The organism is Rhodococcus pseudokoreensis (assembly GCF_017068395.1).
GTDB classification, from domain to species: Bacteria; Actinomycetota; Actinomycetes; order Mycobacteriales; family Mycobacteriaceae; genus Rhodococcus_F; species Rhodococcus_F pseudokoreensis.
In genome coordinates, this window is the sequence record NZ_CP070619.1 from 6321539 (window position 1) to 6334282 (window position 12744).

Annotated in this window: 12 protein-coding genes and 1 tRNA gene; 7 read left to right on the plus strand and 6 right to left on the minus strand. The window is 65.6% G+C overall.

Translation table 11 applies throughout. The annotated features are described in order from the left end of the window. Positions 1-28: 28 nt before the first annotated feature. Positions 29-904: an amidohydrolase family protein gene (locus JWS13_RS34015; protein ID WP_206009841.1), complete on the plus strand. Its 876-nt coding sequence runs from the start codon at positions 29-31 to the stop codon at positions 902-904. 172 nt (positions 905-1076) lie between these two features. On the opposite strand, the gene JWS13_RS34020 is transcribed toward JWS13_RS34015, so the two are convergent. Beyond that, entirely contained in the window at positions 1077-2273 is a 1197-nt protein-coding gene (locus JWS13_RS34020) for an adenine nucleotide alpha hydrolase family protein (RefSeq protein ID WP_206009842.1), read from the minus strand. A gap of 742 nt (positions 2274-3015) precedes the next feature. On the opposite strand from JWS13_RS34020, the gene JWS13_RS34025 reads away from it, so the two are divergent. Continuing rightward, positions 3016-3786 carry an alpha/beta fold hydrolase gene (locus JWS13_RS34025; protein ID WP_241032447.1) on the plus strand — a complete coding sequence of 257 codons (771 nt, stop codon included), beginning with the start codon at positions 3016-3018 and terminating at the stop codon, positions 3784-3786. A 130-nt stretch (positions 3787-3916) separates the two neighbouring features. Beyond that, entirely contained in the window at positions 3917-5107 is a 1191-nt protein-coding gene (locus JWS13_RS34030) for an adenine nucleotide alpha hydrolase family protein (protein ID WP_206009844.1), read from the plus strand. Positions 5108-5432: 325 nt separating this feature from the next. On the opposite strand, the gene JWS13_RS34035 is transcribed toward JWS13_RS34030, so the two are convergent. Then, positions 5433-5508: transfer RNA gene (locus JWS13_RS34035), tRNA-Arg, on the minus strand. Between the two features lie 71 nt (positions 5509-5579). Here JWS13_RS34035 and JWS13_RS34040 point away from each other — a divergent pair. Further along, positions 5580-6350: a dienelactone hydrolase family protein gene (locus JWS13_RS34040; RefSeq protein ID WP_206009845.1), complete on the plus strand. Its 771-nt coding sequence runs from the start codon at positions 5580-5582 to the stop codon at positions 6348-6350. A 13-nt stretch (positions 6351-6363) separates the two neighbouring features. Here JWS13_RS34040 and JWS13_RS34045 read toward each other — a convergent pair whose 3' ends face one another. After that, positions 6364-6621 (minus strand): hypothetical protein, encoded by a 258-nt coding sequence (locus JWS13_RS34045; protein WP_206009846.1) that lies wholly within the window; start codon positions 6619-6621, stop codon positions 6364-6366. Positions 6622-6754: 133 nt separating this feature from the next. Between JWS13_RS34045 and cycA the strand changes: the two genes are divergently transcribed. Continuing rightward, entirely contained in the window at positions 6755-8227 is a 1473-nt protein-coding gene (gene cycA / locus JWS13_RS34050; protein ID WP_206009847.1) for a D-serine/D-alanine/glycine transporter, read from the plus strand. 113 nt (positions 8228-8340) lie between these two features. Then, complete coding sequence (locus JWS13_RS34055) at positions 8341-9129, plus strand: M23 family metallopeptidase (protein WP_206009848.1); 789 nt, start codon at positions 8341-8343, stop codon at positions 9127-9129. Between the two features lie 4 nt (positions 9130-9133). On the opposite strand, the gene JWS13_RS34060 is transcribed toward JWS13_RS34055, so the two are convergent. Then, complete coding sequence (locus JWS13_RS34060) at positions 9134-9394, minus strand: hypothetical protein (protein WP_005251602.1); 261 nt, start codon at positions 9392-9394, stop codon at positions 9134-9136. Positions 9395-9512: 118 nt separating this feature from the next. Between JWS13_RS34060 and JWS13_RS34065 the strand changes: the two genes are divergently transcribed. Next, positions 9513-11021, plus strand: coding sequence for a glutamate-cysteine ligase family protein (locus tag JWS13_RS34065; protein ID WP_206009849.1), 1509 nt, complete (start codon positions 9513-9515; stop codon positions 11019-11021). 18 nt (positions 11022-11039) lie between these two features. On the opposite strand, the gene JWS13_RS34070 is transcribed toward JWS13_RS34065, so the two are convergent. Beyond that, positions 11040-12221 (minus strand): globin domain-containing protein, encoded by a 1182-nt coding sequence (locus tag JWS13_RS34070; RefSeq protein WP_206009850.1) that lies wholly within the window; start codon positions 12219-12221, stop codon positions 11040-11042. A gap of 1 nt (position 12222) precedes the next feature. Next, positions 12223-12696, minus strand: a complete 474-nt coding sequence (locus JWS13_RS34075) for an RrF2 family transcriptional regulator (RefSeq protein WP_206009851.1) — start codon at positions 12694-12696, stop codon at positions 12223-12225. Between the last annotated feature and the right edge of the window lie 48 nt (positions 12697-12744).

The window sequence follows — 12744 nt, forward strand, 5'->3', positions numbered from 1 at the left end:
ATCCGGCACTGCGTCGAGGAGAAGAGAGTTGTCCGAGGATCTGCGGGTGCAGGAGTTCTGGCGTGCGCTGGGGCTGCCCGGCATCATCGACGTCCATACCCACTTCATGCCCGCGAACGTGATGGAGAAGGTGTGGGGCTACTTCGACGCCGTCGGTCCCCTCACCGGACGTGAGTGGCCCATCCACTACCGGCACGAAGAGGACGTCCGCGTCGAGCACCTCCGCGGGTTCGGTGTCCGACGGTTCACGTCGATGATCTACCCGCACAAGCCGGAGATGGCCGCGTGGCTGAACCAGTGGTCGGCCGAATTCGCCGAGCAGACCCCGGACTGTCTGCGGACGTCCACGTTCTACCCGGAGGAGTCCGCGGCCACGTATGTCGCGGAGGCGATCGAGTCGGGCACGCGCGTGTTCAAGTCCCACATCCAGGTGGGCGACTACTCGCCGAACGATCCGCTCCTCGACCCAGTGTGGGGCGTGCTGCAGGAGGCGGGTGTCCCCGTGGTCATCCATTGCGGGTCGGGGCCGGCGCCCGGCACCCACACGGGCCCGGGCCCGATCGCCGAGTTGCTGTCGCGGTACCCGCGGCTGCACCTGATCATCGCTCACATGGGGCTGCCGGAGTACCGGGAATTCCTGGACCTGGCCGATCAGTACTCCAACGTGTATCTCGACACCACGATGACGTTCACGGACTACACCGAAGCAGCCACGCCGTTTCCGCGCGACCAGGTGCACCGGCTTGCGGAACTGCAGGAACGAATCGTGTTCGGCAGCGACTTCCCCAACATCCCGTACCCCTACCTCGACGCGCTCGAGGGTCTCACCCGCTTCGACCTCGGCGAGCCGTGGCTGCGGGCGGTGTGCCACGACAACGCGGCGCGCCTCTTCGCGATCGACTGACACCGTCGTGCGGTGCCGCGGCTATCGGGGTCCGCGTCACCGTCATTCGGCGTCGTTGCCGACGCCGAGACAGGTACCGTGACCGACGGTCCGTGACATGTCGGTCGGCGCGTCTACGCTGCGATTCCCACGCGACGAAGGTCCCTTCTCTCTCGGCTCGCTCGAGACCCGGTCAACGCTGCGAAGAGTGCGCTGATCGATCAGCGCGAATTGTGCGGCCTCGCTGAACCAATAGGCCGATCAAGACGCGCGGTACGCGCGGCGCAACTTCCAGGAGCAACCACCGGTACTCGAGAATTCGCTGCTCGAGGGGAGTGCGATCGAGAATGCGTTGCAGAGCGGCTTCCAGCTCGGCGTCGTGGATTCCCCGGGCGCGCATCGCGTCGAGGTTCTCCTTCGCGAAGGGAAAAGCGCCCGACGTGACGTGCATGCGGCTCATTCGTTCGGTCGGGATCGTGTGGGGAAGCGTCCTACATTTCTCCAGCCCGCCGGCGATGTAAAGGTTGATCATTGTGCGGATGCACTTTTCGCACTTCCCGCAGTTGTAGTCGCCGTCCCAGTTCAAATTGCACACGCGCAGGTGGCGCATCGCCAAATCGCTGTCCTTGATGGCCGCGGCCTTGTCGACCCGGTTCGCCTCCGTGCCGTCCTGAACGATCTGGAGATTCTCGCTCGACCACAGCGGATCGAGATCCGGATGACTCCCGTGCGGGGTCATGTTGCCCGAGTCGTACGATCCCGACGCGGCCACGATCACCTTGCGCAGGTGGGGTGAAAGAAGGAGCGCCACATGCGCGAGCGCAGCGCCATGTGCGGTGCTACCCCAGTTGTTTCCGTGTCTCGCGTGGAGAAACTGGAGGTCGGTACGAATCTCGATCAGCTCTACGCCCATCTCGGCAGCAACTTCGCGCGCACCTGCCGATATTTGCTCGTACGGTTCCGGGCGACGAGGATCGATGTCGAATCCGTGCACCAGGATGAGGTGTGTGATCTCCGCTCGATTCTTCAGAACGGAGTAGAAGGCATCGAGGCCGCCACTGAAGAAGCATCCGACGCCGTCGCCCTCGCTATCCCTCGTCGACATGACAGGCGCGTCGACGCTCGGGGTGTGGAGTTGCGGGTACCACGAGCGCAGTAGGTCACGTGCCTGTTCGGCACCGGACAGAGCGGCCGGATCGACCGGGGCGTCGAGTTCCAAGTCCTGCTCGGTCGTCATCGCCACCACGACTCCCGGGGGCAACCATGGCGTTCCGCTCCGATCCAGGGAAACGTTGGCAGATGTCTGCACGGTGAATTTCTTGCCATCGATGGAGAACACCGACTTGACGACGTTCACCCCGACGAGGTCGATGGATGCCTGCACTGCCATGCCTTGATCCCTCTCTTCACGGTGATGATGCCAGGCACGCGCGTGCCCGGTCGTCACACCACCGAATCCCGATTCCACCATCTCCGTCGAAGTGTGCCGTACCGGATCGATCTTCCCGAACGTGACCCGCACAGTAACGCCGCACGGATGTGTTCAGGCAGATCGAGCTCCGGCGCGAATCGGACAGTCGCCGCGCACGGTACAGGCTATGTCGACCACTGGGTCCACGGGTTGGCAATTACGGCAATGGTTTTGAGGAGCGATGTCGCGTACCTGCAAACCAACCCCGCGCTCGCGCAGTTACGCGTTCGAGGGTGGTCAGGTGGGCGCAGTGTATCGACCTGACGGTCCGAGTCCGATTTCGAAGGGGTAGTCCGACAATCAAGTTCGTGAGATCGTCTGGTAACCGACCTCGGGTACTGCAGGTCCATGAATTCCCGCACGCGTCCCCGTCCGGCTGTCATCGAGGACGATGGGGATGGCACGTCGATTTTCGATGCTCGGTATGGTGAATCAGTTCGAATCAGTAACTGTGCCAACTTCCGAGAGACCACCGAGCAGGAAATTAGGCGCGTAGCGGTGTATTTCGAGGCGTAACACGTCGCTGCCGCACGGCGCCAGACCGAAGGGCCGCTCCACCATGCCTGTTGAAAGTAAGTCCGATTTTGTTCTGATCGCCGATCGTCGGTTGCATTACTGCACTGCCGGAGATGGATCGGTGTCGGTGTTCTTCGAGGCTGGGATGGGGAAGAGTCGATCGACCTGGTCGCTTGTTCAACCGCTGGTTGCCGAGTTTGCACACACCATCGTGTACGACCGCGCGGGGCACGGACTCAGCGACCCGGACGAGACCGGACGCGATTTCGATCGGATACTCGACGACCATCTGGCCGTCCTCGACGCCACCGTCGACCGCCCCTGCGTCGTTGTGGGACACAGTTACGGCGGCCCGGTGGTACGCGTGGCGGCGAACCGTCGACCGGGCACGATCAAGGCCGTCGCTCTCGTCGACGAAGTGTCGGAGATCTGCAAACCCGAGCGGATGATGGCAGCCATGCGGGGTGCTTCGGTGCTGTACGGTTCGCAGGTGATTCTGGCGCGGTTGAAACTTCTTCGCCCGCTGCTGGGGAAGTCGTACTACCGCTTCTTGCAGGGTGCGGCGCTGCAGGAAGCGATCGACGAAGGATCGACGATGAACTCCGTCCGCGCGGCGTGGGCCGAGTGGCGAGCCTTCCGCGAAAGTTTCACTGCACTTCACGACAGTGGCCCCCACATACCCGACGTCTCACTCACCACGATTTCGTCGAACAGGATCCCACCCGAGAAGGATCGCGCTCGCGATTTCCTCGGCGCCGCGCACCGCCGAACCGCGGAACTCTCCCCGTCCGGACGGCACGTCTATTCGGAGAACCGTAATCACTACATACCGCTGGTGGAACCCCATCTCGTCGCGCAGGAGATTCGGGACTTGGTCAGGCAGGTGGGCGCCGCTGCGGGGCCCGGTGCTCGGTGACGCCGGCTTCCTTCGTCCTCGGGCCCACACCGATGCTTGCTCGGCCGACGACGACACGGTGCGGTAACTTGCGAGAGTCACACAGAGCTGAACGAGGAACGCGAATGCATACCGATATTGAGGTGCGGCAATGGAACTGAAGGCTTCGGTGTCGGTTGACGACACGTACCGCTCGACTGCGGAACTGGTGATCGACGGCGAATCGTTCACCGTGTGGACCGAATCCGACGTGGCCGTCGACGTCACCGGCACCCCGTGGCTGCCCACGCTTCGTGTGACAGCGATGCGGAAAGGGTTGCAGCTCGCAATCACCCCGGCCGTCGACCACACCGCGTTGAAGGGCAGCCTGGCTGCCCAAGACGTGCTCCTCGACTGGTTCCCCGAGATGCTTCAGCGCACCTCCACGCAGGCCGAGACCGTGGCACCCAGCCCGGCGGAGCAGGACCGTAGAGGGGTCGGGTGCTTCTTCTCCGGCGGCGTGGATTCCTTCTACACCGCACTGAAGAATCTCGATGAGATCACGCACCTGATCATCATCCACGGACTGGATATCAGCCTCGACAACCACGTGCTGTGGGAGGAGGCGGTCGATCGGGCCCGAACGATGGCGGCCGAACTCGGAAAAGAACTGATCGAGGTCCGATCCAACGTTCGCCTGCTCCACGCCAAGCACGGACCGCACTGGCAGAGTCAGGCACACGGCGCCTTCCTCGCCCACGTTTCGCTACTGTTGGCCCCTCACCTGCGCAAGGTCTACATTCCGGCGTCCGACGACGAATCGCGGCTCGCCCCGCTCGGGACGCATCCCGACCTCGATCCACTGTGGTCGAGCAGTGATGTGGAGATCGTGCACGACGGCATCGAAGCGGACCGTGTTGCCAAACTGGCCCGCATCAAGGAGTCCGCGGTCGCCATGAATCACCTACGGGTGTGCTGGTTCAATCTGGCGAGCAAATACAACTGTGGCAGATGCGAGAAGTGCCTGCGGACGATGATCGGGCTCCATATCGTGGGTGCGTCCGGACAGTGCACGAGCCTGCCCCGGGAGATCCCGTCGAGGGCGGTCCGCCGCATGTACCTGAACGCCGCCGGGGAGGGCGGTGAGCTGTTCGCTCGCGAGAACCTCGAGCGGCTGGCGGAACTCGGCGAAACCGATACCGAACTCGTCCGTTCCCTGAACTATGCGGTCAACCGCAACAAGTTTCAGGAATTCCTCGTGACCGCGCGTTTCTACGTCATCGACGTGGGATTCGGGCTGGTGCGATACCAGGCGCGAAAACTCTTCGGCAGCAACCGGCCCGCCAAGACGACGGCTTCATGAGTCCGGCGATCGCGGGCTGAGCCGTCATCTGACGGTGCTGTGATGGCGGCATTTTCGTAGCCGAACAGTTCTGCGTCGAGGTCTCCTCGACACACGTCGTAGACGGGAAGCTGGTCCTCGTCCTCGGCTCGGTCGGCGCGCACGCCCCCTCGCCGGGGGGCAGGGTGTGCCTGATGCCGAGGTTGCCGACCCCGCAGGCGGGAGGATCCTGACGAGACTCGGGAGTGGGAGAGACTCCCCGATGACGGCGACGATTGACAGCGCGGGCTGACGTCTGCATTCGCTCCGGACTTGGATCGGCAATTCTGCCGGACCTGAGCGAGCGTGGTGCCCTCGGCAGGATTCGAACCTGCGACCTACCCTTTAGGAGAGGGTTGCTCTATCCCCTGAGCTACGAAGGCGCGGTGCACGCGCGGGGCGCACACCGAGGTGAGTGTAGCGGGAATGGTGGTGCGCTCGCGATGGGGAGGGCATGGTTGTCGCAGATGTTCTGGAAGTGACGACGGAACGGGAGACGCACATGTCCGAGATCGACTTGACCGACCTCGCTGCGCGGCACGACGGTTCGCTGAACTTGCACGGCTATCTGGCGAGGCCGTCGGGGGAGGGTCCGTGGCCGGGGGTGGTGATGGTGCACGAGGCGTTCGGCTTGGACGACGTGATGCGGCGTCAGGCGGACAGGCTGGCGTCGGCGGGGTTTCTGACTCTGGCGCCGGATCTGTTCAGTGCGGGCGGTGCGCGACGCTGCCTGGTGTCGACGATGCGGGCGATGCTCTCGGGGAAGGGCCGGGCGTACGGGGACATCGAGGCGGCACGTCAGTGGCTGTCCGGGTCTTCGGACTGCACGGGGAAGATCGGGGTCATCGGGTTCTGCATGGGCGGAGGGTTCGCTCTGATGACGCTGCGCACCGGGTTCGACGCGGCGGCCCCGAACTACGGGGTCCTGCCGCGTGACCTGGACGCGGCGGTGGCGGGAGCGTGCCCGGTGGTCGCCAGTTACGGCGGGAAGGACTTCGCCCTGCCGAAGGCGGCAGCCAAGTTGGAGTCGGCGCTGACCCGGGCCGGTGTGGTCCACGACGTGAAGGAGTATCCGAGATCCGGCCATACGTTCCTGAACGACGCACTGGCCGGGCCGAAGGTGATGCGTCCCCTGATGAAGGTCACGGGGATGGTGCCCGACCCGGAAGCCGCCGCCGATGCGTGGACGAGGATCGACGGCTTCTTCGGGGAGCACCTGGGTTGAGCACCTGAGTCGATCAGTGGATGTACTGGCGGGCGCTGGAGGTGGCGTGCCGGTAGTCGAGTCCGCAGGCCCGGACGACCTGGCCGAGGCTGAGGTATCCCTCGACGCTTGTGGCCTTCGCGAATTTGCCGTCGGCCCGCACCGTGACCGTGACGCTGGACGCGACCGAATCGACCCGAGCGAGTTCGTACTCGTCGACGCCGCCGGCGGCCTGAGCCACGCAGGTGACAGCGCCCTGGGCGTACGCGATCTCGATCAGGTCCTCGATCATGTGCAGGCTCCTCGCCTCGAAGTAACAAACTGAGGTTAGCCTTAGCTACTCGGCCTCTGTCAAGTCCCCGGCGTAACGTGACCCACGCTTTCGGACGGTGACAGCAAGGACTGAGAAGGGTTGCAGGTGTTCCATGGCTGACCGCACTTCCTCGACGGACTCGATCGGATCGGGCGGCGACCCGGGGACGGGAGCGGGGGGCGAACCACATCTCTCCCGGCAGCTCGCCAACCGGCACATCCAGCTGATCGCGATCGGCGGAGCAATCGGTACGGGCCTGTTCATGGGGTCCGGGAAGACGATCTCGCTGGCCGGACCGTCGGTGATCTTCGTCTACATGATCATCGGCTTCATGCTGTTCTTCGTGATGCGGGCGATGGGGGAACTGCTGCTCTCCAACCTGCACTACAAGTCGTTCTCCGACTTCACGGCCGACCTGCTCGGACCCTGGGCCGGGTTCTTCACGGGGTGGACGTACTGGTTCTGCTGGATCGTCACCGGTATCGCCGACATCATCGCGATCTCCGGTTACGTGCGGTACTGGTGGCCCGACCTCCAGCTGTGGATCCCGGCGCTGGTCGCCATCGCGGCGCTTCTGCTGCTGAATCTGCCGACGGTGCGGGCGTTCGGCGAGACCGAGTTCTGGTTCGCGCTGATCAAGATCATCGCCATCCTCAGCCTCATCGTCGTCGGACTCGTGATGGTGTTCACCCACTTCACGTCGCCGAACGGCTCGGAGGCCGGATTCGACAACCTGTGGAACGACGGCGGCATGTTCCCGACCGGCGCGATGGGCTTCGTGGCCGGATTCCAGATCGCGGTGTTCGCGTTCGTCGGTATCGAACTCGTCGGCACCACGGCGGCCGAGGCGAAGGATCCGGAGAAGAACCTGCCGAAGGCCATCAACTCCATCCCGATCCGCATCCTGCTGTTCTATGTGGTGTCGCTGATCGTGATCATCTCGGTCACACCGTGGCGTGAGGTCGTCCCCGGGGTGAGCCCCTTCACGGCGATGTTCACGCTCGCCGGTCTGGGGATCGCGGCGGGAGTCATCCAGTTCGTGGTGCTGACGTCTGCGGCGTCCTCGGCCAACTCGGGGATCTATTCGACGTCCCGGATGGTCTACGGCCTCGCGCAGGAGGGTGACGCACCGGCCGGGCTCGGCAGGCTCAGTTCCCGCAAGGTTCCGGCCAACGCGCTGATGTTCTCGTGTGCCTTCCTGCTGTCGGCGATCGCGCTGCTGTTCTCCGGCGACTCGGTCATCGAGGCATTCACGACTGTGACGACAATCTCATCGGTGCTGTTCATCTTCGTGTGGACGATGATCCTGGCCAGTTACATCGTGTACCGGAAGCGCCGCCCCGAACTGCACGAGGCGTCGAAGTTCAAGATGCCCGGCGGGGTCGTGATGTGCTGGGTTGTCCTGGCCTTCTTCGTCTTCCTCATCTGGGCGCTGACGCAGGAGGACGACACCCTCGAGGCGCTCCTCGTCACCCCGGTATGGTTCATCGTGCTCGGGATCGCGTGGGCGGTGATTCGCCGGCGTGCCCCGCACCGCGCTCGTTATGCCGCCTTCAAGGCGGAACTCGAGGAGCGCCGAACATAAACGTTCGGTAACGGTGGCGCGGGCCTATATCGTTTTGTTACATTCGTCGCCAGACAGAGGAGCCCACCCCGGATGGGGAGAGCTGCAATCCGACGACTGACGAGGTATTAACTGTGGGTTCCCACCACCGGGCGAGCGGGTCTTCCATTCGCTTCGAGATCGATCCGGACGCGGCGCGCGGGCGCCATCGCAACCAGCAGGCCGGAGCGGGTGTGGGCATCAAGGCCGCGACTGTCGCGGCCGCCACCGGAGCCATCGTGGTCGGTGCAGCCCAGCTGGGCGCCGGAAACGCCGCCGCGGCGCCCGTCGACTCACACGAGACGAGCGGCGCACAGACCCTGCCGGGTCTGCCGTTCGAGATCCCGGCCGGAGTCCTCCCCGCCGGATTCGAACTGCCCGCAGACCTCGGCACCGCCGCCCAGAATCTCGGCGGTCCGGACCTCGGCGCCCAGGCTCAGCAGTGGCTGTCCTCCGTCAACCCGGTCAAACCCCACACGGTTCAGCCGGTGTCGGGCAAGCTGACCTCCGATTTCGGTTCCCGATGGGGAGCCCACCACGGCGGCATCGACATCGCCGCGCCCATCGGCACCTCGGTTCTCGCGGCCGCCGACGGCCAGGTCATCGACGCCGGTGCGGCGTCCGGCTTCGGACTGTGGGTGCGTCTGCTGCACGACGACGGCACCGTCACCGTCTACGGACACGTCAACGACTACACCGTGAGCGTGGGGCAGCGCGTCACCGCAGGGCAGGAAATCGCCCACGTCGGCAACCGCGGCCAGTCCACCGGACCGCACCTGCACTTCGAGGTGCACGACGCGAGCGGAAACAAGATCGATCCCGGGCGCTGGCTGCAGGAGCGCGGCGTGTCCGTCACCTGGGGCAACGCGGGCGCCAACGCGTAAGGGCCTACTCGGGCTCGAGATCGTCGTCGTTGCGGAACACGAGTGGTCCGCTGTCGAGGGCGATCGCCCAGCGGCGTGACACGGCCCAGTCCCGGCCGTACGAATCGTTGCTGATGTCCTGGACGCCGGCGAAATCGTCCACGATGACGCCGGCCTCCAGGGGCCACTTCTTCTCGGCCAGTTCGTGATCGGCCGAGTGCCGCGTTTTCACGCGTGTGCCCACGGAGAACTCTGGTTTCTTCTTGGAGTCGGTATCAGGCGTCATCTCCGGTCCTTCCGCTCACCAGCGTCTGGTTCGAGGTTAGCCCGCCATCCCTCATTCGCGCGGGCTGAACGGATATGCTCCCCCGTGAGCGCAGTTCGACGCGCAGTTGGGGAGTGGTATGGGTCGCGAAGTGACGTCTCGGACATTCACCCGAGAAGACCGGCGCCTGTTCCGGCAGAAGGTGCTCATGTGCGTCGACGCGCTCGAGCGGATGCTGCGGGAGGGAGCGTTCGCCGACGACGTCGACCCGCCGCGGCCCATGCTGGGCATGGAGATCGAGTTCAATCTCGTCCACGCCGACATGACGCCCGCGATGTCGAATCTCGCGGTCCTCGAGTCGATCGACGACGACGCCGTGTTCCAGACCGAGCTCGGCCAGTTCAACGTCGAGATGAACGTCCGCCCGGGTCCGCTGAACGGTGAGGGGACGTTCGAGCTCGAGCGGACCCTGCGGGCGTCGCTGCACGTCGCCGACGCCCGGATCCACGGGCACGACGCCCAGCTGGTGATGGTCGGCATGCTGCCCACACTGGAACTCGAGCATCTCGGCCGCGAGTGGATCACCGCGAACCCCCGCTACGAGCAGCTCAACGACCAGATCTTCGCCGCGCGCGGGGAGGACATCGAACTCGACCTCGAGGGCGTGCCGCTCGAGGGGCGGGCCGCCGAAAAGCTGAAGGTCGACGCCAATTCGGTGCTCCCGGAGGCTGCGTGCACGTCTCTGCAATTGCATCTGCGCGTCGCGCCGGACGAATTCGCCGCCCACTGGAACGCCGCGCAGTGCCTGGCCGGTGCCCAGGTGGCGCTCGCGGCGAACGCGCCGTTCATGGCGGGTAAGGCGTTGTGGCACGAGTCCCGCATCCCGATCTTCGCGCAGGCCACCGACACGCGTCCCCTGGAGTTGAAGAACCAGGGGGTGCGACCCCGCGTGTGGTTCGGCGAGCGGTGGATCACGTCGGTGTTCGACCTGTTCGAGGAGAACTCCCGGTACTTCCCGGCGCTGCTGCCGGAGGTGTCCGACGTCGACCCGTCGGCCGAACTCGACGCGGGCCGGGTGCCGGACCTCAACGAACTGCAGATGCACAACGGCACCATCTACCGGTGGAACCGCCCCGTCTACGACAGCGACGACGGCAAGCCGCACCTGCGGATCGAGAACCGGGTGCTGCCCGCGGGCCCGACGGTGCTCGACACGATGGCGAACGCCGCGTTCTACTACGGCGCGCTGCGCGGGCTCGTCGAATCGGATCGGCCGGTCTGGTCGCGGATGTCGTTCAACGCGGCCGAGGAGAACCTGCACGCCGGCGCGAAGTTCGGGATGGACGCCGAGTTGTACTGGCCCGGTGTCGGGTTCGCGGGCGCCGACGAACTCGTCCTGCGGCGGCTGCTGCCGATCGCCGACGACGGGCTCGCCGCGTTCGGGTTGTCGGCGAAGGCCCGTGACCGGTACCTCAGCGTCATCGAAGGCCGGTGCGTCACCCGGCAGACGGGGGCGTCGTGGCAGCGTGCGCAGGTGGTCCGGCACGAGAACGCTGGGCTGAGCCGCCGGGAAGCCCTGGCCGCGATGTTGCGTCAGTACGTGGAGAACATGCGTGAGGGCGGCCCCGTCCACACCTGGCCGGTGTGAACGGCGCCGCGCCCGCTCTCACACGGTGGCCGACCAGCTGTCGGGTCCGAACACCTCGTAGTGGATGTTCTCGGCGGGCACGTCCTTGGCGAGGAGCGCTTCGCGTATTCCGAGCATGAACGGCAGCGGGCCGCACAGGTAGGCGCGGGTGCCGGGCGCGATCGTGACCTCACCGAGGTCGGCCCGTCCCTCCCGCAGGCCGCCCCCGGGACGTCGGGTGCCCAGGTCCTCGTACCAGCGGTGCATCACCGCGAACGGCAGACGTTCCACCAGTTCGGTGAGCTCCGCGCGGTGCGCGTGACTGCTGGCGGACCGGTCGGCGTGGAGCACCGAGATCGGGCGGCTGTCGTCGGTGTCGGCGAGGTGGCTGAGCATCCCGATCATCGGGGTGCACCCGATGCCCGCGGACACCAGGAGCAGCGGTGCGTCGTCGTCCTGCAGGACGAGATCGCCGAACGGCGTCGACACCGTCAGGACATCCTCTTCGAAGACGTTGTGGTACAGGAAGTTCGACACCTCACCGGCAAGTTTCACCGAGATCCTCCAGTCGCCGCGCGACGGGGCCGAGGACAGGCTGTACTGGCGGATCTGGCGTGCGCCGTCCGGCAGGCGAACGGCGACGGAGAGGTACTGCCCCGGAGCGAACGACGGAAGCGGTGCGCCGTCGACGGAGGTGAGCACGAATGACACCGTGTCCGCGGACTCGTGCCTGCGCTCGCGGACCCGCACGTCGCGCCACACGTCACCGGCGGCCACACCCGCCGACGCGTACAGGCCGGCCTCCATCGCGATCAGGGTCTCCGCCATCAGCCAGTACACCTCGTCCCAGGCGGCCGCGACCTCGGGAGTGACGGCGTCGCCGAGGACCTCGACGATGGCCGCGAACAGGTGCGTGTGCACGATCGCGTACTGCGACGGTTCGATCCCCAGCGACGCGTGCTTGTTGGCGATCCGCGACAGGATGAGGTCGACGCGCGCCTGATCGGGCTCGAGTTGGAGAGCGGCGAATGCGGCGATGGCGCCGGCGAGCGCCTTCTGCTGTTCGCCCTGCTTCTGGTTCCCGCGGTTGAACAGGTCTCGTTCGAGTTCGGGATGGGCGTCGAACATCCTGCGGTAGAACAGCGTCGTGATGTCCGAGATCGCGGCGCCGACCACGGGCAGGGTGGCGCGGATGACGTCCGTCGAGGTGGGCGAGAGCATGTCATTCTCCGATCGTTCGAGAAATCTGGGAAGTAGTGGCGGCCACCCGCGGGAGAGCGAGCAGCACGGTTCCGGTGGGCGTCCGGGTGAGGTCTTCGACGGTGAGGCCGTCCAGCGATTCGAAGAACGCGTTCTGCGCGCGCCGGAGCGCCGACCGCAGCAGGCACCCCGATCGCAGCGGGCACGGCTGGGCGCCGTCGCAGTCGACGACCTCCCCGTCGCCTTCGAGTCGGCGGGCGAGCCAGCCGACGGACGCGGTACGCCCGAGTTCGGTGATGGCCAGGCCGCCGGCACGTCCGCGGCGTGCGTCGACGATGCCGAGTTCGCCGAGTCGGGTGATCACCTTGGCGGCGTGGGTGTACGACACCGACAGTTCCTCGGCGATCGCCCGGCTACCCGGCCGTTCGCCGTCCCCGGCCACGGCCAGTCGCATGACCACCCGCAGTCCGAGGTCGGTGAACTGTGTGAGTTGCATGACCCGAACGTACTTTAATTCTCATCTCGGATACCAAATTTGTGACGG